At 61.4% G+C, this 20,805-nt stretch carries 21 protein-coding genes and 2 tRNA genes; 18 read left to right on the top strand and 5 right to left on the bottom strand.

The genetic code is table 11. The features are described 5' to 3' along the window. Window positions 1-875: 875 nt before the first annotated feature. Window positions 876-950 (bottom strand) — tRNA-Thr (locus AB5K84_RS40900). A 319-nt stretch (window positions 951-1,269) separates the two neighbouring features. On the opposite strand from AB5K84_RS40900, the gene AB5K84_RS40895 reads away from it, so the two are divergent. From AB5K84_RS40895 to AB5K84_RS40875, 5 genes are all read left to right on the top strand, one after another. Then, on the top strand, window positions 1,270-1,470 hold the full coding sequence (locus AB5K84_RS40895) for a hypothetical protein (protein WP_038965305.1): 201 nt from the start codon (window positions 1,270-1,272) through the stop codon (window positions 1,468-1,470). 40 nt (window positions 1,471-1,510) lie between these two features. Beyond that, window positions 1,511-3,217, top strand: a complete 1,707-nt coding sequence (locus tag AB5K84_RS40890) for an FAD-dependent oxidoreductase (protein WP_028173645.1) — start codon at window positions 1,511-1,513, stop codon at window positions 3,215-3,217. Window positions 3,218-3,342: 125 nt separating this feature from the next. Next, window positions 3,343-3,651: an EthD family reductase gene (locus AB5K84_RS40885; protein ID WP_028173644.1), complete on the top strand. Its 309-nt coding sequence runs from the start codon at window positions 3,343-3,345 to the stop codon at window positions 3,649-3,651. 190 nt (window positions 3,652-3,841) lie between these two features. Beyond that, window positions 3,842-4,351, top strand: a complete 510-nt coding sequence (locus AB5K84_RS40880) for a hypothetical protein (RefSeq protein ID WP_038965306.1) — start codon at window positions 3,842-3,844, stop codon at window positions 4,349-4,351. 129 nt (window positions 4,352-4,480) lie between these two features. Then, the gene (locus tag AB5K84_RS40875; RefSeq protein ID WP_011084069.1) at window positions 4,481-5,305 is read left to right on the top strand and encodes an alpha/beta fold hydrolase; all 825 of its coding nucleotides are present in this window, start codon (window positions 4,481-4,483) and stop codon (window positions 5,303-5,305) included. A gap of 38 nt (window positions 5,306-5,343) precedes the next feature. Here AB5K84_RS40875 and AB5K84_RS40870 read toward each other — a convergent pair whose 3' ends face one another. Further along, a complete protein-coding gene (locus tag AB5K84_RS40870; RefSeq protein WP_038965307.1) occupies window positions 5,344-5,985 on the bottom strand; it encodes a TetR/AcrR family transcriptional regulator in 642 nt (213 codons plus the stop codon). Window positions 5,986-6,074: 89 nt separating this feature from the next. On the opposite strand from AB5K84_RS40870, the gene AB5K84_RS40865 reads away from it, so the two are divergent. The 13 genes from AB5K84_RS40865 to AB5K84_RS40805 all read left to right on the top strand — a co-directional run bounded on the left by AB5K84_RS40865 (window position 6,075) and on the right by AB5K84_RS40805 (window position 17,520). Next, on the top strand, window positions 6,075-7,013 hold the full coding sequence (locus AB5K84_RS40865; protein ID WP_011084071.1) for an SDR family oxidoreductase: 939 nt from the start codon (window positions 6,075-6,077) through the stop codon (window positions 7,011-7,013). A 26-nt stretch (window positions 7,014-7,039) separates the two neighbouring features. Continuing rightward, window positions 7,040-7,699: an NAD-dependent epimerase/dehydratase family protein gene (locus tag AB5K84_RS40860; RefSeq protein ID WP_038965313.1), complete on the top strand. Its 660-nt coding sequence runs from the start codon at window positions 7,040-7,042 to the stop codon at window positions 7,697-7,699. 81 nt (window positions 7,700-7,780) lie between these two features. Continuing rightward, a complete protein-coding gene (locus tag AB5K84_RS40855) occupies window positions 7,781-8,224 on the top strand; it encodes a DUF2948 family protein (RefSeq protein ID WP_028173638.1) in 444 nt (147 codons plus the stop codon). A 276-nt stretch (window positions 8,225-8,500) separates the two neighbouring features. After that, window positions 8,501-9,796: a histidinol dehydrogenase gene (hisD, locus tag AB5K84_RS40850; protein WP_011084074.1), complete on the top strand. Its 1,296-nt coding sequence runs from the start codon at window positions 8,501-8,503 to the stop codon at window positions 9,794-9,796. After that, window positions 9,793-10,290 carry a UPF0262 family protein gene (locus AB5K84_RS40845; RefSeq protein WP_011084075.1) on the top strand — a complete coding sequence of 166 codons (498 nt, stop codon included), beginning with the start codon at window positions 9,793-9,795 and terminating at the stop codon, window positions 10,288-10,290. Before hisD ends, AB5K84_RS40845 begins: the two co-directional genes overlap by 4 nt. Before the next feature lie 6 nt (window positions 10,291-10,296). After that, entirely contained in the window at window positions 10,297-10,764 is a 468-nt protein-coding gene (locus tag AB5K84_RS40840; protein WP_011084076.1) for an arsenate-mycothiol transferase ArsC, read from the top strand. A 155-nt stretch (window positions 10,765-10,919) separates the two neighbouring features. Beyond that, a complete protein-coding gene (locus AB5K84_RS40835; RefSeq protein WP_011084077.1) occupies window positions 10,920-11,549 on the top strand; it encodes a Maf-like protein in 630 nt (209 codons plus the stop codon). A 166-nt stretch (window positions 11,550-11,715) separates the two neighbouring features. Then, window positions 11,716-11,898 carry a DNA gyrase inhibitor YacG gene (gene yacG, locus AB5K84_RS40830; RefSeq protein WP_011084078.1) on the top strand — a complete coding sequence of 61 codons (183 nt, stop codon included), beginning with the start codon at window positions 11,716-11,718 and terminating at the stop codon, window positions 11,896-11,898. A 197-nt stretch (window positions 11,899-12,095) separates the two neighbouring features. After that, window positions 12,096-12,171: transfer RNA gene (locus AB5K84_RS40825), tRNA-Phe, on the top strand. An 85-nt stretch (window positions 12,172-12,256) separates the two neighbouring features. Beyond that, window positions 12,257-14,029, top strand: a complete 1,773-nt coding sequence (locus AB5K84_RS40820; RefSeq protein WP_063713259.1) for a hypothetical protein — start codon at window positions 12,257-12,259, stop codon at window positions 14,027-14,029. A gap of 32 nt (window positions 14,030-14,061) precedes the next feature. After that, window positions 14,062-14,508, top strand: a complete 447-nt coding sequence (locus AB5K84_RS40815) for a thermonuclease family protein (protein ID WP_011084084.1) — start codon at window positions 14,062-14,064, stop codon at window positions 14,506-14,508. 970 nt (window positions 14,509-15,478) lie between these two features. Then, on the top strand, window positions 15,479-16,645 hold the full coding sequence (locus AB5K84_RS40810) for a hypothetical protein (RefSeq protein WP_192816584.1): 1,167 nt from the start codon (window positions 15,479-15,481) through the stop codon (window positions 16,643-16,645). A gap of 647 nt (window positions 16,646-17,292) precedes the next feature. Further along, entirely contained in the window at window positions 17,293-17,520 is a 228-nt protein-coding gene (locus AB5K84_RS40805; RefSeq protein ID WP_038965317.1) for a helix-turn-helix domain-containing protein, read from the top strand. Window positions 17,521-18,128: 608 nt separating this feature from the next. On the opposite strand, the gene AB5K84_RS40800 is transcribed toward AB5K84_RS40805, so the two are convergent. From AB5K84_RS40800 to AB5K84_RS40790, 3 genes are all read right to left on the bottom strand, one after another. Continuing rightward, a complete protein-coding gene (locus AB5K84_RS40800) occupies window positions 18,129-19,391 on the bottom strand; it encodes a hypothetical protein (protein WP_051000239.1) in 1,263 nt (420 codons plus the stop codon). 123 nt (window positions 19,392-19,514) lie between these two features. Then, complete coding sequence (locus AB5K84_RS40795) at window positions 19,515-20,261, bottom strand: hypothetical protein (protein ID WP_038965319.1); 747 nt, start codon at window positions 20,259-20,261, stop codon at window positions 19,515-19,517. Further along, the gene (locus tag AB5K84_RS40790) at window positions 20,261-20,785 is read right to left on the bottom strand and encodes an RNase H family protein (RefSeq protein WP_083860006.1); all 525 of its coding nucleotides are present in this window, start codon (window positions 20,783-20,785) and stop codon (window positions 20,261-20,263) included. The genes AB5K84_RS40795 and AB5K84_RS40790 overlap by 1 nt, the downstream gene beginning before the upstream one ends. Window positions 20,786-20,805: the final 20 nt, after the last annotated feature.

Raw genomic sequence — 20,805 nt, 5'->3', positions numbered from 1 at the left:
CCAAGCCGGACAGAAGCAGCACAGTCCCAGTCACGATCAGGCAACACGCAAACACTATCGGAGCCTCGGGTTCGTTATGAATGACAAAGACGATAATAGATAAAACTTTACCGACAATCGAAAGGAACAATTAACCTTACTGGCGCGGACCAACAGGTAAGAACCTCGGCATCAGGTCTGCGGAGTGTCGTCGGGCTTGTGTCTCCGTGCTCGCCAATTTGCCCGTCGGGCAAAACACCCGCCTCCCGCAAAAATCCGTCAACCCTCCTTTGCAAAAATATTCCACTTTACCGAAATTCGGGTTTGCGGCATTCTCTCGCCATCCCGGTCCTCGGAGAGGGGCGATCGTACGTCGTAACGAACGTGGATCGGGGTGCGGTGGACGCGGCTGCGTCGGGCACGCGAATGCGGGACCAGGGCGAGATGAACCTCGTGAGGTCCTGCTGCGTGCAGACGGACGGCGCCGAAGTCCGGCGAAGCTACTAAAGCGAAGCCGGATGAAGCTGCGTACGGCAAAAACGCGTGGTCCTGACCGTCGTTGCTACGGTCAAGCCTTGCGGAGATGAATCGGGGCTCGACCGGGTCTCGGGCATCGCCAATTCGCAAGGTGACGGAGGCCAGAAGGAACTCGGCTCCGGGGAGAGCGCGCATACGCCGTCAACCCATCGCGCAGGGAAGGCCGGGTGTTTTCCGGCCCACCTGTTGTCCCGCCTGCGCATTTGCGTGTGCAAATTCTTCGCGCAGCGGATCGTGGGTGCCAGCCGGCACCCGGCCTTCCCTGCGCCCTCTTCACCTAAAGAGGGTCAAGGTGAGAACAAAACTCGGGCACTGCATGCCGCGAGAATGCCGATCTGTGCGTGATTTGACCCAGAGAATGGTGCTGCCAGACAGGATTGAACTGTCGACCTCTCCATTACCAATGGAGTGCTCTACCACTGAGCTACGGCAGCATGTGCTGGGATCTAGAATCGGCCGCCACGAGGGGCCTACCAAGCGGGCCGATATCTGCCACAAGCCCCCCTCCTGTGCAAGCTTGCAAGCCCTGCCAAGACGAGAAAATCGGGCCGATATCGGGGCCAAAATGCCTGTTTTGGCTCGAAACGACCGACTTTCCGTCGATTCGGGTTCCGATTTCCCCACCCAACTGGCCAGTTGGCCGGGCTGCCGGATTCGCCTCATTTTGGAATTTCGCACGATCGGATCGCGCGGGCCTCTTGAGCTGCCACGTTCATTGGGCATGTTATCGCCGATCGCTGCAATGGACCGGTGATGGCTGACGAGAACGACAAGAGCACGAGGCAAGATTCGAGGCAGGGCCGGGCATCCCGGGACGACCGGCTGAAGTCGGCGCTGCGCGAAAACCTGAAGCGGAGGAAGCTGCAGGCGCGCGAACGCGCCGCAAGCGCCGAGCCCTCGCAGAATGACGATGCATCCCTAAATGAGGGGGCCGCCGGCAAGACCGGCGGTTAAAATCCGGCGGCTGGAATTTTTGGAGTTGAGCGACGTGGCAATGGGGCAAGACGGACAGCAACGAAACGACCGTGAGGCGCTGATGTCGCGGTTCGCGCGCCCCGAGCAGACCTTTCCCGCGCTGACATCGGCCGAGATCGAGCGCATCAGGCATTTCGGCGAGCTCCGCACCTATTCGGATCGCGAGCTGCTGTTCGAGACCGGCAAGCCGGGGCCCGGCATGTTCGTCATCCTGAAGGGCCACGTCGCCATCACCCAGCGCGACGGGCTCGGTCATGTCAGCCCGGTGATCGACCAGGGACCCGGCCAGTTCCTGGCCGAGCTCGGCCAGCTCTCGGGGAGGCCGGCGCTGGTCGACGGACGCGCCGAGGGCGATGTCGAGGTGGTCCTGATCCCGCCGGACCGGCTGCGGGCCCTGCTGGTCGCCGAAGCCGAGCTCGGCGAGCGCATCATGCGCGCGCTGATTCTGCGCCGGGTCAGCCTGATCCAGGGCGGCGTCGGTGGCCCGGTGCTGATCGGGCCGTCGAACTCCGCCGGCGTGGTGCGCTTGCAGGGCTTCCTCACCCGCAACGGCCAGCCGCATCATCTGCTCGATGCCGACAGCGAGCACGACGCGGCCGAGGTGATCGCGCGTTATTCGCCGAAGCCGGAGGATTGGCCGCTGGTCGTCACCGCCGACGGCAGCGTGCTGCGCAATCCCAGCGAGATCGAGCTCGGCCGCGCCATCGGCATGATCGGCGGAGCGAAGGATGATCGGATCTACGACGTCGCGATCGTCGGCTGCGGGCCGGCAGGGCTCGCGACCGCGGTCTACGCGGCCTCCGAAGGTCTCTCGGTTGCGGTCGTCGATACGCGCGCCTTCGGCGGCCAGGCCGGCGCCAGCGCGCGCATCGAGAACTATCTCGGCTTTCCGACCGGCATCTCGGGTCAGGCCCTGGCCGGCCGCGCCTTCACCCAGGCGCAGAAGTTCGGCGCCGAGATCATGATCCCGATGTCGGTGAAGTCGCTGGACTGTTCGCGCAGTGGCGGCACCTTCGCCCTCGCGCTGGATTGCGGCGACACATTGCGCTCGCGCGCGGTGGTGGTCGCGAGCGGCGCGCGCTATCGCCGGCCGGAGATCGCAAAGCTCGACACGTTCGAGGGCCGCGGCGTCTGGTACTGGGCCTCTCCGGTCGAGGCGAAGCTGTGCGCCGGCGAGGAGGTCGCCCTGGTCGGCGCCGGCAATTCGGCGGGCCAGGCCGCCGTGTTCCTGTCGGGTCACGCCAAGAAGGTGCTGATGATCATCCGCGGCGGCGGTCTGGGCGCCAGCATGTCGCGCTATCTCATCGAGCGCATCGAAGCGACGCCGAACATCGAATTGATGTTCAACACCGAGATCACGGCGCTCGAGGGCGACGAGGCCTCGCTGCTGCGGCGCATCCGCTGGAAGAGCCGGCTGTCGAGCGACGAGGATTCTGCCGACATCCGCAATCTCTTTCTGTTCGTCGGCGCCGATCCCGCCACCGGCTGGCTCGACGGCTGCGGCGTGACGCTCGATCGCGGCGGCTTCGTCGTGACGGGCGCGCAGTCCGAGCAGAACCAGGGCCGGCTCGTGGCGCCGCTGGAGACCTCCGTGCCCGGCGTCTACGCCGTCGGCGACGTCCGCTCCGGCTCGGTCAAGCGCGTCGGCGGCGCCATCGGCGAGGGCGCGCAAGTCGTCGCATCGCTGCACGGCTATCTCGGCGACGCCGCAAAACCGGCGCTTTAGTCAAGGAGAAGGCAAGCAAATGGCAAGTCGAATCCGGCTTGCCATCTTGCTGCGTCCCACAGACTATCGCCTGGTCGCGAGGCCAATCGCGCGTGGAAAAACAAGGATTCCCAAGGGAGGACTCAATGGCTGAAATCGTCGTGCTCTACAAAACACCCAAGGATGCTGCGGCCTTCGACAAGTACTACGCCGAGACCCACATTCCGCTCGCCAAGAAGCTTCCCGGCCTGAAGAAATACGCCGTCAGCAAGGGGCCGGTTGCATCTCCCGCAGGTCCTTCCGGAATCCATCTCGTCGCCATTCTCACCTTCGACAGCGTGGCCGACATTCAGGCGGCATTCGCCAGTCCGGAAGGCAAGGCGACAGGCGCCGACGTGCCGAAATTCGCCAGCGGCGGTGCCGACCTCTTGATCTTCGACACCAAGGAAGCGTGAACAATCGATTCAATTTTGGTCGAAGCCTGCTGTCGTTTGTGACAGCGATGCAAAAAAAATCAGCCATGCGTTTGTCGATTCGCACGATGACGCATGGCTTTGCCCATGCGTGTGACGACAACGCATGTGGCAATCTCATGAGGGGCGTAATACTAATCTCCATCTCAATGCAGAGAGTAGGAGAGATGTCATGGTTCTTGGGTTGAGCTTGCCCGTCTTCACGATGGTCCATGTCATCATAAGCCTGATCGCCATCGTCGCCGGCCTCGTCGTGATGTTCGGCCTGCTCGGCTCGAAGCCGATGCCGGGCCTCACCGCGATCTTCCTGCTGTTCACGATCCTCACCAGCGCGACCGGCTTCCTGTTTCCGTTCAAGGAGCTGTTGCCCTCGCACATCATCGGCATCATTTCGCTGGTGCTGCTCGCGATCGCCTGCATCGCGCTCTACGGCATGAAGCTCGCGGGCGTCTGGCGCCCGGTCTACATCGTCACCGCGATGATCTCGCTGTACTTCAACGTCTTCGTGCTGGTGATCCAGTCGTTCCTGAAAGTGCCGGCGCTCGCCGCGCTCGCGCCCGCCGTGCCGCCGGCGCCGCCGTCCGGCCCGGTGTTCGCCGTGGTGCAGGGCATCGTGCTGGTGTTCTTCGTGGTGCTGACCATCGGCGCCTGGCGCCGCTTCAGGCCGGTGGCGTTTGCCTGATCGCACGAACCCTCGTCATTCCGGGGCATCGCGCAGCGATGAGCCCGGAGTCTCGTGCGACAATTTCCAGATTCCGGGTTCGCGCGGACGCGCGCCCCGGAATGACGTCCCACTGAAAGGAGCCCCACCATGCCCACCATCACCACCAAAGACGGCGTCGAGATCTTTTTCAAGGACTGGGGGGCGGGCCAGCCAATCGTGTTCAGCCATGGCTGGCCGCTGTCGGCCGACGACTGGGACGCGCAGATGATGTTCTTCGTCACGCGCGGCTACCGCGTCATCGCCCATGATCGCCGCGGCCACGGCCGCTCGGCGCAGGTCGCAGACGGCCACGACATGGATCACTATGCCGACGACCTTGCGGCGGTCACCGCGCATCTCGACCTGAAGAATGCCATTCACGTCGGCCATTCCACCGGCGGCGGCGAGGTCGTGCATTACATCGCGCGCCATGGCGAGAGCCGGGTGGCGAAGGCCGCGATCCTCTCCGCGGTGCCGCCGCTGATGGTGCAGACCGCAGCCAATCCCGGCGGCCTGCCGAAGAGCGTGTTCGACGACTTCCAGGTGCAACTCGCCGCCGGCCGCTCGGCGTTCTATCGCGACATCGCCGCCGGCCCGTTCTACGGCTACAACCGTCCCGGCGCCAAACCGTCGGAAGCGGTGATCCAGAACTGGTGGCGTCAGGGCATGATGGGCGGCGCCAAGGCGCATTACGACGGCATCGTCGCGTTCTCGCAGACCGACTTCACCGAGGACCTGAAGAAGATCAACGTGCCCGTGCTGGTGATGCACGGCGACGACGACCAGATCGTGCCTTACGCCGACTCCGCGCCGTTGTCCGCGAAGCTGCTCAAGAAGGGCGTCCTGAAGACCTACAAGGGCTTCCCGCACGGCATGCCGACGACGCATGCCGAGACCATCAACGCGGACCTGCTGGCGTTCTTCAAAGAGTAAGTCCGCGCTTACCCTCCCCTCCAGGGGAGGGTAAGCGATCACTTCAATATCGCCCTGATCGCATCGAACGTGCGCTTCACGAAAGCCTCCGGCTTCTCCCGCGCACCTTCGCCGATCCAGCTCTCGCCGCCGACGCGCATCGCGCCGGTGGCGATCATGGCGACGAGCCGCGCCTTCAGCCGGTCCGACTTGCGGCCGGAGCGTTGCGTGAGCCCGTCCGCCAGTGCGCGCTCGAGCTTTTCGTATTTGAGCTGGTCGCGCGCGTGGAGCGCGGGATTGTCGCGCTTGAGCCGCGACATCGCTGCCGCCTCGGTCGGATCGATCCGCTTGACCGCCGCGGCGATCGCATTCTCCGCCGCCGTCAGCATGGATTCGTCCGCAGGCCGTGCGAGAATCTCGGAGACCAGCGCCGCCGCGGCATCCTCCTGCCAGGCGGCGACCACGTCCTCCTTCGAGGCGAAATAATGGAAGAAGCTGCGGCGCGACACATCGGCAGCGGCCGCAATGTCGTCGATAGTCGTGGTCTCGAAGCCGCGCTCCAGGAACAGCGCCATCGCCGCGCGCTTCAGCCGCTCGCGGGTCTGCTGCTGCTTGCGCTCGCGCAGGCCGGGCGCCGCCGGGGATTGTTCTCCGGAGGACAAGGGCTTGGCGCGTCTGCTAGCGTGCTTCGAAGCCTTCAAATTATTTCACCTCTTGCAAATTTGCACTTAGTGCACATTTAGACCGGTCGCGGGCCTTATTCCACCCCCTGATAGCCTGGAGCTATGGCATGACCGACTGGACCACGGCAGACATCCCCTCCCTCAGCGGCAGGACCGCCGTCGTGACCGGCGCGACGGGCGGGCTCGGCTACGAGACGGCGATGGCGCTGGCGGGCGCCGGTGCCATTGTCATACTCACCGGACGCAACGACGCAAAGGGACTGCGGGCGATCGAGGGCATTTGCGAGCGGTTTCCCGATGCGCTGATCGCCTACGAGCATCTCGACCTCGCCAGCCTGTCCTCCGTGGCCGATTTCGCCAAGCGCTTTGCCGCCGGCAACGAGCAGCTCGACCTCCTCGTCAACAATGCCGGCGTGATGGCGCTGCCGAAACGGCAGCAGACCGAGGATGGCTTCGAGATGCAGCTCGGTACCAACTATCTCGGCCATTACGCGCTGACGGCGCGCCTGTTGCCGCAGCTTCGCCGGGCGAAAGCGTCTCGAATCGTCAATCTCTCGAGCCTCGCGCACCGCTCCGGCGCGATCAATTTCGATGATCTGCAAGGCAAGCGTTCCTATCGTCCGTGGCGGGCCTACTGCCAGTCCAAGCTGGCGATGCTGATGTTTGCCTTGGAATTGCAGCGTCGCAGCCTCGCCGCCGGCTGGGGCGTGACCAGCGTTGCCGCCCATCCCGGCTACGCGCGGACCGATCTCATTGCGAACGGGCCGGGCGCCAACACGCTCCAGTGGCGCGTCGGCCGTTGGCTGCAGCCGTTTATCAGCCAGTCCGCCGCCGAGGGCGCGCTGCCCACGCTGTTCGCGGCGACCTCGCCGGCGGCCGAGCCCGGCGGCTATTACGGTCCGAACAGGTTCTATGAATTGAAGGGGCCGCCAGCGCCGGCGAAAATCACGCCGCAGGCCAGGGATTTCGCCGCGGCGGCCATGCTGTGGGATGTCTCGGCAACGCTGACCGGTGTATCCTTCGACGACATCGCGGTCGCCGCATGAGCCGCGACGCTGTTGGGGACGTCCCGATGCAAGTCATCATCTTTGGCGCGACCGGCATGGTCGGGCAGGGCGTCTTGCGCGAGTGCCTGGTCGATGCCGGCATCGACCGCGTGCTCGTGGTCGGCCGCAGTCCGACCGGCGTGCGCAACGCCAAGCTCACCGAGATCATCCACGACGATTTCACGAACTATTCGGCGATCGAGTCTCAACTGACCGGCTTCGACGCCTGTTTCTTCTGCCTCGGCGTCTCCTCGATCGGCATGAGCGAGGAGCGCTATCGTCATCTCACCTATGACCTCACGCTCGCCGCGGCGACGACGCTGGCGCGGCTCAATCCGCAGATGACTTTCACCTATGTCACTGGCGCCCACACCGACTCCACCGAGCAGGGCTCGCGGATGTGGGCGCGGGTCAAGGGCAAGACCGAAAACGATCTGCTCAAGCTGCCGTTCAAGGGCGCCTACATGTTCCGGCCCGGCGCGATCCAGCCCCTGCATGGTGCCCGCTCCAAGACCGCCTGGGTGCAGGCCGTGTATGCCGCAACCTGGCCACTCTGGTCGGTGCTGCGCCGGATTTCGCCGCGGCTCGTCACCTCCACCGAGCAGATGGGCCGCGCCATGATCCGCGTCGCCCGGGAGGGGTATCCGCGCAAGGTGCTGGAGATGGAGGATATCAATAGCCTCTAGTCCGCCGGGTCGTTAGTTCTAAGGAAATTTCCGCGGCCGCGCGCGTTGGGCCGTATCCGCCCCCGAGGAGAAATGCCGGCGATGTCGCCCCAGCTCAAACTGATCGCGCTCGATGCCGACGATCTCGCCGTGATCTCCACCCATGTGCAGGATGCCCGGGTGCAGGCCTCGGACATCATCTGGCGGCAGAGCGAGAAACGGCTGGTGGTCGGCATGAGCCGGCTGGACTGGGAGCAGACGCTGGACGGCGAGACCGAGCCGCGCCGGCTGGTCGCCGCGCTCCGCTTCGACCGCGTGCTTGCCTGCAAATCGCGCAACATCGACCTCGGAGCCCCGGACGAGGTTCTGGACCTCGTCGGCATCGAGTTTCACCCCCAGGACGGCCACGACGAGGAGCCCGGCGGCAGCGCCCTGCTCTTGTTCGCCCAGGGCGGCGCCATCCGCCTCGATGTCGAATGCCTCGAATGCGAGCTGACCGATCTCGGGGCGGACGAACTGGGGACGGGGATCGAAGCGGAGGGGTGAGGAATGGGAATGACCCCACTCCTGCTGTCGTCCTGGCGAAAGCCAGGACCCATTACCACCGGTGGTCGTGATGGAGTGGGCCGGAACCACATCCTGCTTCAATTACAACAAGTTGGGGTAATGGGTCCTGGCTTTCGCCAGGACGACATCGAAGCAGGATGGCGATGGGCGACGACGACGTCTCGCAAGGGTTGACGGCGGGAGGCCGTCGCGCCATTGAGCAGGGGACCTGGTGCGCCAATCGCCCCGAGAAACCAGCCAGAAGCCAAGCCAGACATGCCCGTTCGCCTCGACCGCAGCAGCGCCGATTTTGACCAGCGATTCGCGGCCTTCCTCGCCGCCAAGCGCGAGGTCTCGGCCGACGTGGAGGCCGCCGCGCGCGCGATCGTCGACGACGTGGCGAGGCGCGGCGACGCGGCCCTTCTCGAGGCCACGGCGAAGTTCGACCGGCTGACACTGGACGCATCCGGCCTTCGCGTCTCGGCCGCCGAGATCGAGGCTGCGGTGAAGGCCTGCGATGCCGCGACGCTGGATGCCTTGAGCCTCGCGCGCGACCGCATCGAGACCTATCATCGCCGCCAATTGCCGAAGGACGAGCGCTTCACCGATCCGCTCGGCGTCGAGCTCGGCTGGCGCTACACCGCGATCGAGTCCGCCGGCCTCTACGTGCCCGGGGGAACTGCCGCCTATCCGTCCTCGGTGCTGATGAACGCGGTGCCCGCGAAGGTCGCCGGCGTCTCGCGCCTCGTGATGGTGGTGCCCTCGCCGGACGGCAAGCTCAATCCGCTGGTGCTGGCGGCGGCAAGGCTCGGCGGCGTCACCGAGATCTACCGCGTCGGCGGCGCGCAGGCCGTCGCCGCGCTCGCGCACGGCACCGCCACCATCGCGCCGGTCGCAAAAATCGTCGGCCCCGGCAATGCCTATGTCGCCGCAGCCAAACGGCTGGTGTTCGGCAAGGTCGGCATCGACATGATCGCCGGTCCCTCCGAGGTGCTGGTCATTGCCGACGACACCGGCAATGCCGACTGGATCGCCGCCGACCTGCTCGCGCAGGCCGAGCACGACACGAGTGCGCAATCGATCCTGATCACCGATTCCGCACGCCTTGCCGCCGATGTCGAGAAGGCGGTCGAGGCGCAGCTGAAGACGCTGCCGCGCACCGCGATCGCGAGCGCCTCCTGGGCCGACTTCGGCGCCATCATCATGGTGAAGAATCTCAACGACGCCATCCCGCTTGCGGATGCGATTGCCGCCGAGCATCTCGAGATCATGACGACCGATCCCGACGCGCTCGCCGCAAGGATCCGCAATGCCGGCGCGGTGTTCCTCGGCGCGCATACGCCGGAGGCGATCGGCGATTATGTCGGCGGCTCCAACCACGTGCTGCCGACGGCGCGCTCGGCGCGGTTCTCCTCGGGCCTCTCGGTGCACGACTTCATGAAGCGCACCTCGATCCTGAAATGCGGCCCGGATCAGCTTCGTGCGCTGGGACCCGCCGCGATGACGCTTGGCAAGGCGGAAGGGCTGGACGCCCATTCGCGCTCGATCGGATTGCGCCTCAATCTGTCATGACAAAGCCGCCCGAACAGGACGACTCCAACAATCGCATCGTCGCGGTCACCCTCGACGAGGAATCGATCGGCCGTTCCGGGCCCGACATCGAGCATGAGCGCGCGATTGCGATCTACGACCTGATCGAGCAGAACCTGTTCGCGCCGGAGGGCGCCGACGGGAAGGGGCCGTTCACGCTGCATATCGGCATCACCGGCAACCGCCTGATGTTCGACATCCGCCGCGAGGACGGCGCGCCCGTGGTCGTGCATCTGTTGTCGCTGGGGCCGTTCCGCGGGATCGTGAAGGACTATTTCATGATCTGCGACAGCTATTACCAGGCGATCCGCACCGCGACCCCGGACAAGATCGAGGCCATCGACATGGGCCGCCGCGGCATCCATGACGAGGGATCGCGCACGCTCCAGGAGCGGCTGAAGGGCAAGGTGCGGGTCGACTTCGAGACCTCGCGCCGGCTGTTCACGCTCATTACTGTTCTGCACTGGAAGGGGTAAGCGCGGATGGCTGCGCCCCCACGCGCACGCGATCCGCAATCGGTGCTGTTCGCCTGCGCGATGAACAGCGTGCGCTCGCCGATGGCCGAGAGCCTGCTGCGGCACATGTTTCCGCAGGGCCTCTACGTGAAGTCGGCCGGCGCCAGGAAGGGCGAGCTCGATCCTTTCGCCGTTGCCGTGATGGCCGAGCTCGGCCAGGACATCTCCGTCCACAGGCCGCAGACCTTCGAGGAGCTGGAGGACTGGGAGGGGCTGAATTTCGACCTCATCATCACGCTGTCGCCGGAGGCGCATCATAAGGCGCTGGAGCTGACCCGCACGCTCGCGGCCGACGTCGAATACTGGCCGACCCAGGATCCCACCACCATCGAAGGCAGCCGCGACCAGAAGCTCGCCGCCTACCGCGAGGTCTGCGACCAGCTGCTGCTGCGCATCCGCCGGCGCTTCGCGAAAGTGGGGGCGGCGAGCGGGTAGCATCCGGCGGGCGTAACACCCGCGTCACAGACTGCAGGCACAGGCATGTCGGACACCTCGAATCAGCAAAGTCCGGGTTCCCGGGTTGTGAAATCAGCCCCCTTCCGATAGGTTCCGCGCGCAATTCACCCCTGCCTCATCCCCAAAATCACCTGATGCTTGGCCGCCCCAAATTCGTACTTGCCTCCGGTTCGCCGCGGCGCCTGTCGCTGCTCAACCAGGCCGGCATCGAGCCGGATGCGCTCCGGCCGGCCGACGTCGACGAGACGCCGAAGCGGGGCGAGCTGCCGCGCGCCTGCGCCAATCGCCTCGCAAGGGCCAAGGCGGATGCGGCGCTGAAATCGGTGCAGCTCGACGACGAACTGCGCGGCGCCTTCATCCTCTCCGCCGACACGGTGGTGGCGGTCGGCCGCCGCATCCTGCCCAAGGCTAACCTCGTGGACGAGGCGGCGCAGTGCCTGCGGCTGCTCTCGGGCCGCAATCACCGCGTCTACACCGCGATCTGCCTCGTCACGCCTCGCGAGGCCTTCCGCCAGCGCCTGGTCGAGACCCGCGTCCGCTTCAAGCGCCTGTCGGAAGACGACATCCAGGCCTATATCGGCTCCGGCGAATGGCGCGGCAAAGCCGGCGGCTACGCCGTGCAGGGCATCGCCGGCTCCTTCGTGGTGAAGATGGTGGGGTCCTACAGCAACGTTGTCGGCCTGCCGCTCTACGAGACCACGACGCTGCTCGGCGGCGAGGGCTTCCCGATCCGCTTCGGCTGGCTCAACGCCACCGCCGTGTGAGCGCGAATGCCGCGCCGGACGGGTCTTAACAAAAATCTCGAAAACAACCCCATGCACAGTAGAATTGGCCCGCGGGACCCGGGCCGCGACGCCTGCGCGTCCGCCCGAGGAACCTGTTTGCGGACAGGCTCTTGAACGTTTTCACCCCGTGTAAGCTGCCGACATCATGGACGACCAGGTCAAAATGCCCACCGGCCCGCTCAAAACCTGCCCGATCTGCGGCAAGCCCGCCGTGCAGGCCACCCACCCGTTCTGCTCCTCGCGCTGCCGTGATGTCGACCTGAACCGCTGGCTGAAAGGCTCCTACGTCATTCCCGGCCGCGACGACGAGGTGGATGACGTTGAATAGAAAAGTAATATCAATTACTTAATTGAGTTTCCAGCGTGCCGCACGCCAGCCGCGGCAACGCCACCCCACCTTGTGCACAGCCGGGCCGCGCCCGGCGTAGCCTTCAGGCGAAGCCGGGTGGACAGGCGGCCTTCAGCCCACTATAAACCGCCCGCTCGATGGGCCTTGACCTTCTCTTTGGGTCCTTCCCTCAGCACGCCCAGGTAGCTCAGTTGGTAGAGCATGCGACTGAAAATCGCAGTGTCGGTGGTTCGATTCCGCCCCTGGGCACCATCCTCTTGAAGGTTCCTTTTCCTTCAATAAGTTAAACCCCTACAGTGACTTGCGCTCGCCCGACTGTGTAACAACGGTGAGCAACATGCTGTATCGGGTGGTGCGTCCAATGAAGCGCGATGGCTCGCGGTTTCAGCTCTATGTGCGACGGATTCCGGTGGATGTGCGGGAGCGGCTCGTTGGTCGCACACTGCATTTTCCGCTCGGTGCGGAGACGCATGCGGTGACGATCTCGCCCCGTGCTCAGGCCATCCGGTTTTCCCTTCGAGCCGATGAGCCGGCAGAGGTCAAAACGAGGATCGCGGCGGCCGATCAGTATCTTGAGCGCATCCTCCGCGCCTTCCGGGATGATAGCCCTACCTCCCTCACCAATGCGCAGGCAACGGCCTTGGCCGGACGCCTCTACAGGGCATGGGCCGGGGGTGAGGGACGCGAGCGCACGTATGCAGTGGAGCAGGGCCATGATGGCAAGATGCGTCCGGTGCCGCATGATCCCGAGGACGATGCCGTAATCTTCGAGGCGGCCTTGATGCGTCTTGTGCGCTTGGAGACCATAGGCAAACACGAAATGGATAAGCCGGCACCGCGGCGCAACCCATTTGATCTCGACAATCTTCCACCCGCAGATCAGTGCCCGGAGACTTCTGCCCTTGAGATTCATCTGGGGCGCCTTGTTGATCGATTGCTTCTATCTGAAGGAATTCGGCGGGTTGATGCCGCGTCGCGCGGGCTGCTGCTGAGAGCTTTTTGGCTGGCGCTGCGTGATGCGTTTGAGGTCCGCCTCCGGAATGCTCAAGGCGACTACAGTCCTGACCCGAAGTCGGAACGCTTCCCTGCTTGGGTCGCGCCGAACGGGGACAGTGCTACCATCAAGCAATCGGTCCTAAAGCGGGGCTCGTTGACTGCGTTGGTTGAAGGCTGGTGGGTGGAGGCAAAGGCCCGTAACCTTAAGCCCAGCACGCGCGAGAGCTATAGTAACTCGATGGCAGCCTTCGTCGCGTTCCTCGGTCACGATGATTGCAGCCGCGTGTCCAAGGGCGATGTGATTGGCTTCAAGGATCACCGTTTAGCCACCATCAACCCGCGCACTGGGAAGCCGATCTCAGCGAAGACAGTGAAGGACAATGATCTCTCGGGGCTCAAAGCTGTGTTTGGATGGGCGACGTCAAATGGGAAGATGCACAGCAATCCCGCTGAGGGTGTCACGCTTAAGGCTGCAAAACCACGGAAACTAAGGAGCAAAGCCTTCACAGATGCTGAGGCGAGAGCAATTCTCACCGCAAGCCTCCGGGCTAAGCGCGGTGGAGAGATGCCGGAGACATTTGCCGCCAAGCGGTGGGTGCCGTGGCTCATGGCGTATACGGGTGCGCGTGTCGGTGAGATGGCACAGTTACGAAAGGAGGACCTCCACAAGCACGGCCGGGATATCTGGTACCTCACTGTCACGCCTGAGGCGGGCACTGTGAAGACCAACGAAGCAAGGGATGTGGTTCTGCATCCTCACCTGATTGAAATGGGCTTTGTGGAGTTCGTGAGGACTGCACCGCGTGGTCATTTATTCCTGCGGCCTTCTGACGACGGTGGCGAGCAGGAGCGTGTGCTCGGGCCGTTGCAGGGCATCAAGAACAGGCTTGCGGAGTTCGCTCGTGGAGTGGTGCCGGACAAGGGTGTTGCGCCGAACCACGGCTGGAGGCACCGCTTCAAACCAATCGGCGTAAGGTCCGGGATTGACCGCCGAACACTCGATGTGATCTCCGGGCACGCCCTTGAAGGTCGCACCGTGGCGGATGGATATCATGGTGTCGAGCTTGAGGACCAAGCGGCTGCCCTCGCCAAGTATCCCCGCTATAAGATATGATCTTGGGATGTCGGCATATCGGGGAGGGTTAGATGGCGCTGCTCTTTCGCACGTCTCTTGTTATCGTAGCAGTGCTACTTCCGAATCTCGCGTTTGCCGAAATCGTTGGGGACGGTAGAAACGTTATCGATGGAGATACTTTTGAGATCGCGCTGCCATCTCACTCCGTCAAGATCAGGATTTGCGGCATAGACGCTCCAGAGTCAGGTGAGCCCGGCTCAAGGGAGGCGTGGGCGCAGCTCTCCAAACTTGTCTACCAGAAGACTGTGCGCTGTATTCAAGTGAACCATCCGCCCGGAACGGTCTGTGATGGAAGGTCCAAGTCGAAAAATCGCGATAGGATTGTCGCGCAATGTTTTGCCGATGGGCTGGACATTGGCGCCGAGATGGTCCGTTCTGGTCACGCCTGCGATTGGCGCAAGTTCGATGGTGGTTACTATCAACGGATCACTGGTGGGAAAGTGTGTCAGCGAAACTAGAGCGTGTACTTATAAGACCGATGTTGGCTCTGATGGCTGAGCGGAAATGGTCTGCTCGGTTAGAGCATTTCCGCCAGTGACCCACAAGGGACATCGCCGCGCTTAGAAACGTTCTTTATTGAACAACGTCGGTGTCAGGCCGTCTGTCCGGTAAGCCCGATCAAAGTTTTCTTGGGCTCTGGCACCGCAGGGGATTCTCGAATCATATAACCTAAGTAAATCGTGGTCTGCCCGCAATCGGACCCCGAATAGCATAATATCATTTAGCGCGAATAGACAAATGCCGCCAAAGGCTATCAGTGAGTTGGAATTTGTAAGAGCTGCTCGTCTGATTTTTGGAGCGCGATTCGATTACAGTGATTTAAGGCCCATCAGCGGGATGGGCGATTACGCCCGGATCGTCTGCCGGAGCCATGGGCAATTTGAGCAGCTTGTTAGTCAGCATCTTAGGGGCGCGATCGGATGTTCAGCCTGTAAAGCGTCCGCGCGACGTCTCACTACGAACGAGTTCGTTGCTCGCGCAAAAAAGATTCATAAGGCCAAGTTCGATTACCGTGGAACAAATTACATAGACACTCGAACCGCGATAGATGTCGTTTGTAAGAAGCACGGGCCTTTCAAGGTCACTCCTGCCCTTCACTTGAGGGGTGCCGGAGGCTGTATTGGCTGCAAGACTGGAAGGCTTACAACCGAGCAATTCATCTCGCGTTCTAAGCGTTTGTTCCCTGGCAAGTATGACTACGCCGAAACCTCGTTTACCGCGACGAGCGATTCAATTCGGATGATTTGTCGAACGCATGGGAGTTTCGAGCAGCTAGCAGGCAATCACCTTGCTGGCAGAGAAGGTTGCGCCAAATGTGCGTATCAGAACCGATTCGGATTTGAACGGCAGCCGCACGCAAAACTATCAAGAAGGTCAGAGCGATCAGGCTTCGAGTTGACGAAAAGGCGCCTATCACAAGAAGAGTTCATGAAACGTGCGATTGCGGCGCACAGTCAGCGCTACGATTTATCTCATGCAGTCTATCGAACTCAATCTGACGCTGTTTCAGTAGGATGCAGGCAGCACGGCCTCTTCACTATTGCAGCCCAAAATTTATGGAAAGGTGGAGGCTGTCCAATCTGTTCGCGTGCGGAGCAGGGCATGGGTCGCCGCTTAACGACGGACGAGTTCGTGCTTCGCGCGAAGTCTGTCCATGGCAAAAAATTCAAATATGGAAATACGATATATACGACAGCAAAAACCAAGGTGTCCGTAACTTGCGCGATGCACGGGGATTTCAGTACTCTTCCATCCAATCATCTTGCAGGGCGTGGTTGCCCCAGTTGTAGTCAAGAACGTGCAGTAGCCCTGCTAGGAAAAGGAGCCAGGCACTCGCAAGACGAGGTGATCGCTAGATTTAAGAATGTCCACGGCTCTAAATACGATTACTCTCGTGTTCGCTATGTTCGTGGCATAGATCCGGTGCGGATTGGTTGTCCCGAGCATGGATTGTTTGATCAGGCGCCTGTCCATCACTTCGACGGTAAGGGTTGCCCAAAATGCGCAATCGAAATCTCTAGAACTGCTAATCGCCTTAACGAAGCCGAAGTTATTGATCGGTTTCGAAATCTGCACGGCAAAAGGTTCGACTATTCGAAGTTTCGATATAAGGACTTCAAGACGAAGTCGTTGATCGGTTGCCGAGACTCTGGGCATGGATTCTTCGAAATGAACGCGCAAGCTCATTTGGAGGGGAAGGGTTGCCCTGCTTGTTCTCAGTCAAAGGGGGAGCGGTTCATTGACGAATGGCTCCGAGAATCCGGTTACAAATTTGAACGCGAGTTTCCGATTGCCTCCACGGTGGGCGCGGATGGGAGACGTCTTCGCTTCGACTTTCTTATCTCTGAACATAAAGTGCTAATAGAGTTTGATGGTGAGCAGCACTTTCGGCCAATAACGTTTTTCGGATCATCAAAAGAAACTGCGCTGAAAGTTCACGAGGAAATCAAGCGGCGTGACAAAATAAAAAATGTCTGGGCAACGAAGAATGGCTATAGGCTCATTCGCATCCGCTACGATGACGACATTCGGGAAAAATTGCTCAGCATAGAATCATCTTTGAGCGAGAACCGCGTGCGGCGCCCGAGGAGCTAGTGTCAGTCGGGCTGAAAAGGCGTCAACTAAGGCGAGGCCTGTTGTAGTTGTCGCTGCAGACCCTGGATCTCGCATGAGACGGCGCCGTTCACTTTGCGGCTAGCGTTGCGGCATCGATTTATATGTCGGTTATTGGGCCCTTAGCCGACCTTCGATGATGTCCGCTTTCGCGCCGCTGTTGTAGGCCAAGCTGACATCAGATTAAGCCCCGAGTGCCTCGGCTCCAGCTAGCTGCCCGGGAGAGCCCTCAGGCGGCGGTGTCAGGATCGGCCCCTTCTTGCCCGGTGCATCAAGACAAAGGTTGTGAACTGCTCAGTCGCAGCATTTTCGTATCCCGTCACGTAGGCGCGTGATTGCCCTACCATCGCCCGCTCGAAGAGCTTTTGATTCTCCCTCCTGCAAACGCCGAGGAGTGCTCGCGCAATGATTGGCGCCGATGAGATTCCATCATCGAGGTCTACCATGTGCTGCCCAGCGCAATATTCGAGAGCGGCTCTATACTCAACTGTAGGGGATTGAGCGTAGGAGGAGCTAATCTGCAGAAGCAAGGCGAGCAGGACTAGGCAGCGCATTTTTTGAGTGTCCTCTTGATGGATGTGCAATATATTGCGTCGCATTAGATTGCAACAAGTTGTCGCTATGTGCGCATGTCAGAGGACGTGCGGCGCTTGGTAGGTAGCAATGTAAAGAGGCTGCGGATGGCGGCTGGAATTACGCAGGCGGAGCTTGCCGATCTAGTGGGTGTTGACCGGGCCTACATCAGCGGCTTGGAGCAGGGAAATCGGAACGCGACCATTGTTAGCCTTTGGCACGTTGCTCAAGCATTGGAGACGCCGATTCGTTTTCTGTTCGACGAAGCCAAGAAGTCACGTTGACTGAGGGTACAGAGAGCCATTTGGCTGCATCCCGTCCGGTGTCTGCCCGATCACTTTGAGCGACGACTTAAGGGAGCGTCGCGATGCCGCCGATAGTTGACCTGAAGGAAGCCTCTACGAGCTGATAGCCTGTGTCCTCCCTCCTCGTTAAGGGCGCTCCTCTAATGACCTTACAGTAGCCGGTAGGGTGATGATGACCTCCTTGGTCCTGTGGGTTTCGGCTTGCCGCAAAAGCTCCCGTGGCGGCTGGCTTGGAAGCTACCCTCTTCGGGAGGCAGGCAACAGCACTCCTAGCCATCCCTTTAAGGGTGCTCCTTCAGAGAGACCGTGTGGTGGTGGCCCGGTTGGCATCATCGTCCGAGGTTACCCTAGGGTGTGTCTTGATGGAGGCCGAGGAGGTTGCCTCCAAGGGGTAGTGATGGTGGAGGTGGTGTGCCTACTGTACTCTTCCCGTCTGTAGGTCATCCTCCAAGGAAGGTCGGGTGATAATGTCTGGCTGGCATCGCTGCTTTGGAGGCGAGGTTCAGGCCGCACCTTCAAGGGCAACCCCTTTAAGTTTCTCTTTCTTCCCCCCTAGGCCTTTAGCAGAGGCGCAAGCTCGAAAATGCTTATTTTCCCGGGCCAAACTCCACTTTTATAAACGCGCGGGACTGAGCCGAGCCAGCGCAAAAGGCATACTTCATAGCGGCCTTGGCGGCTTCGGCATTCGGCTTCGCCACAAGCACGGCATCATGAAGGGGCAGCGCCGGGATGCCGCTCTGAAAGAGATGCGTGACCACGGCAATCAGCAGTTCGCTTTCGAGGAACATAAGTTCAAAACCGATGCCAGTCCCGAACATATGGGCAATCGGCTCGTGCTTTTGCTCTAGAAGGGCCAGCGCCTGCTTGAGGTTCAACTGGGGGAGCAATGGACTGCAATCACGTGGCCAACGCTTTAGGGGACCTCGCGTGAACAGCAAGGCGTTGAGGAGCAACTTCCAGCCATCGCGCCCGGTGGCGTCTCCCATCACATCGTAAAGGTCTCCGGTTGGCGGCGGCGCTCCGGCGCGGACATAGGCGAGACGCGGAAAGAGTTGTTGGTAATCGACATCGGCCACCGGCTTGCCGTCTATGCGAATCTGCCGGAAGCGATCCTTGCGGGGCATAGTCATCCAGAAGCCGCCGGAAAGCCTGCCGCCCTGTTGCCAGCTTTTATTATTGAACGTCCTGCGGAGCGTCCGGCGATAGGAGGCGATGACCTCGCCCTCCTTGCCGAGACGGGCAGCAGCGCGAGTGCCGGTCAATTCAATATCGGCATCGAGGAGCCAATTGTTGATACGTTGGATTTGCCTGCGAAGGGTTCTCGTTTTCTGGCTCTCTGAGTAGTTTATCAAGGTCGCGTTGCCATCATCGTCCCTGCCCGACTTGAGGACAAGGATCTCTTGCTCCTGCTCGCGACGGAAGGAATCCGGCGTCACCCTCGGAAAGCGTTTCCCGAGATCGGCGACCGTTTTGAAGAGGGACGGAGCTTTCGCCGTTTTTGAGAACCGATATCCTGTCGTGACCCGTTTGAGGAGCTTCAGTCGCTCTAGCAGATCAAGCAGGCCAAGGAAGTGCTGGCCGTAGACTGGATTCCGGTAGCGGTTTGCACCCCACATCATGTTGTTGTCGAGCGGAACGGCGAGCGCCGTATCTTCCCGAAGGAGACCCTGCATGAGCAGATTACAAACAACGGCCTCAACAGCGATAGTGAATTTGCGTAGGTCTTCATCCTTGCGGGCACGAGAGCGAAGGCCGAGCCTGTCTTCCTGTGCGATCAGATATCGCGTGAAGCGGCCGATGGCTTCCTTTAGCTCCACGGGTCTCGCCCGCAACTGCGGGTCGAACCGCATGTGCTGATTACTCAGTGTCATCGTCCCAAGAATCTGTGCTCAAAGTGACCGGCTTGATGCCCCAACATGTGCGTACCGTTATCTGGCCACCAGATATGACGTGCGAGAGCCTGTCACTGCAAATTATCCGAGGCCTGCTGTTCGAAGCACGGGATGGCGCCCGTACCGTTTCACCTTCAGGGCGAGGACGGCGGAAAGGTGCTTTTCCACCACCCATTCGCACGTCTGCTCGACGGCTCGTCCGATCAGTCGCAACACCGGCCCGGACGACCTGGGAAAGGCGTGGAGCTCGGTTTGGCGCTGTCTGCCTTGATGGTCTACGAATGGCCAGCGCTTATGGGTGCCGCTCGCTAGCCGATGTAGACTCTTTGCAATCTGGACCGTGCGAAACTCTTTCGTCCGATGGGAGCCGGGGTCTTCCTCAATTAATGCTGTGATAGCCAGCACGATGGCGACGAAGCGCTCAGGCTTAATGCCGGCGACACGAAGCCGCGCCAAGGCGATCCGCGCTCGTCTACGGGGAGACATACCGCGCAGCCGGGTCGCGATCTCCGTGGGGCCGGCTTCTTCGAGAAGCAGCGCGATGGCGCTAAGGGCTGCCTTGATGAACCGATCGGATTCGGCTCGGGGCCGGAGATACGAACTAGCAGCCGCCAAGTAGGGCTTCAACTCTGCGGCGCTGTATGTCCCGTGCCAGTGCGATCCGTGCCGGGCTTTGTGCTCGACGTGCTTGCGGCAATGGAAGGCGGCAAGGCCGGTTCCACTCGCTCCCATCGTGGAATTGCGACAACCAGGTATCGCGCAACGGCCCGCAAACGCAATCTTGAATATCCTTGCCTTGAGCCATCTTTCACCGGTAAGCCCGCGCATCAGTTTCTATCCCTGCAGGCTTCTTTTGCTCTTTCGTTCAGCTGACGCCGAAGCTCAGTGCAATGTTCCTTCTTCCAGCTCCGCGCACAGGCTTCGAGATGGCGATTGTCCAGAAGCTCCACGTAACGGTCCCAAATGTCGGTATTTGCAACTGGCTCGTTGTGACTGTTGCGCCAGCCGCGAGCTTTCCAATTGCGTGCATGCTTGGCGCCGTCGGTGATGTACGTGCCCGGAGCATAGACGAGGCAAAACGATCCATCGCCTACTGTTTCCAAAGCTCCGACCAGGGCCGCAACCAAGGCACGTTTCTCATCGCTACTTTCGGTCCGGCTCTGCTTAGCTTCGCTGTCGTCGACTATCGTTCCGTCCATTGTCCGAATTTGCCAGACACATGCGGACGGCCCTGATTGGCCTTCGTTTTGGAGATCAGAAGAATCCAGAAAGATGACGTAGTCAGCAGTGGGTAAGAAAGCTTCGTTTCTCGGTAAGGGAAGTGCAGGCATACTCTGCGAGGCGGCTTTCACGTTGGCTCCTGATTAGCTTT

It is taken from the genome of Bradyrhizobium sp. 1200_D9_N1_1, from assembly GCF_052075915.1.
Taxonomy (GTDB): Bacteria; Pseudomonadota; Alphaproteobacteria; order Rhizobiales; family Xanthobacteraceae; genus Bradyrhizobium; species Bradyrhizobium diazoefficiens.
This window is presented reverse-complemented; position numbering and strand designations above follow the sequence as displayed.

Coding starts and splice junctions, on each gene's coding strand:
- AB5K84_RS40855 (WP_028173638.1), top strand. CDS start 7,781: ATGTCGCCCCAGCTCAAACTGATCGCGCTCGATGCCGACGATCTCGCC.
- AB5K84_RS40860 (WP_038965313.1), top strand. CDS start 7,040: ATGCAAGTCATCATCTTTGGCGCGACCGGCATGGTCGGGCAGGGCGTC.
- AB5K84_RS40865 (WP_011084071.1), top strand. CDS start 6,075: ATGACCGACTGGACCACGGCAGACATCCCCTCCCTCAGCGGCAGGACC.
- AB5K84_RS40890 (WP_028173645.1), top strand. CDS start 1,511: ATGGGGCAAGACGGACAGCAACGAAACGACCGTGAGGCGCTGATGTCG.
- AB5K84_RS40805 (WP_038965317.1), top strand. CDS start 17,293: ATGTCAGAGGACGTGCGGCGCTTGGTAGGTAGCAATGTAAAGAGGCTG.
- AB5K84_RS40810 (WP_192816584.1), top strand. CDS start 15,479: ATGAAACGTGCGATTGCGGCGCACAGTCAGCGCTACGATTTATCTCAT.
- AB5K84_RS40875 (WP_011084069.1), top strand. CDS start 4,481: ATGCCCACCATCACCACCAAAGACGGCGTCGAGATCTTTTTCAAGGAC.
- AB5K84_RS40885 (WP_028173644.1), top strand. CDS start 3,343: ATGGCTGAAATCGTCGTGCTCTACAAAACACCCAAGGATGCTGCGGCC.
- yacG (WP_011084078.1), top strand. CDS start 11,716: ATGGACGACCAGGTCAAAATGCCCACCGGCCCGCTCAAAACCTGCCCG.
- AB5K84_RS40820 (WP_063713259.1), top strand. CDS start 12,257: ATGCTGTATCGGGTGGTGCGTCCAATGAAGCGCGATGGCTCGCGGTTT.
- AB5K84_RS40895 (WP_038965305.1), top strand. CDS start 1,270: ATGGCTGACGAGAACGACAAGAGCACGAGGCAAGATTCGAGGCAGGGC.
- AB5K84_RS40795 (WP_038965319.1), bottom strand. CDS start 20,261: ATGCGCGGGCTTACCGGTGAAAGATGGCTCAAGGCAAGGATATTCAAG.
- AB5K84_RS40840 (WP_011084076.1), top strand. CDS start 10,297: ATGGCTGCGCCCCCACGCGCACGCGATCCGCAATCGGTGCTGTTCGCC.
- hisD (WP_011084074.1), top strand. CDS start 8,501: ATGCCCGTTCGCCTCGACCGCAGCAGCGCCGATTTTGACCAGCGATTC.
- AB5K84_RS40835 (WP_011084077.1), top strand. CDS start 10,920: ATGCTTGGCCGCCCCAAATTCGTACTTGCCTCCGGTTCGCCGCGGCGC.
- AB5K84_RS40815 (WP_011084084.1), top strand. CDS start 14,062: ATGGCGCTGCTCTTTCGCACGTCTCTTGTTATCGTAGCAGTGCTACTT.
- AB5K84_RS40845 (WP_011084075.1), top strand. CDS start 9,793: ATGACAAAGCCGCCCGAACAGGACGACTCCAACAATCGCATCGTCGCG.
- AB5K84_RS40800 (WP_051000239.1), bottom strand. CDS start 19,391: ATGCGGTTCGACCCGCAGTTGCGGGCGAGACCCGTGGAGCTAAAGGAA.
- AB5K84_RS40880 (WP_038965306.1), top strand. CDS start 3,842: ATGGTTCTTGGGTTGAGCTTGCCCGTCTTCACGATGGTCCATGTCATC.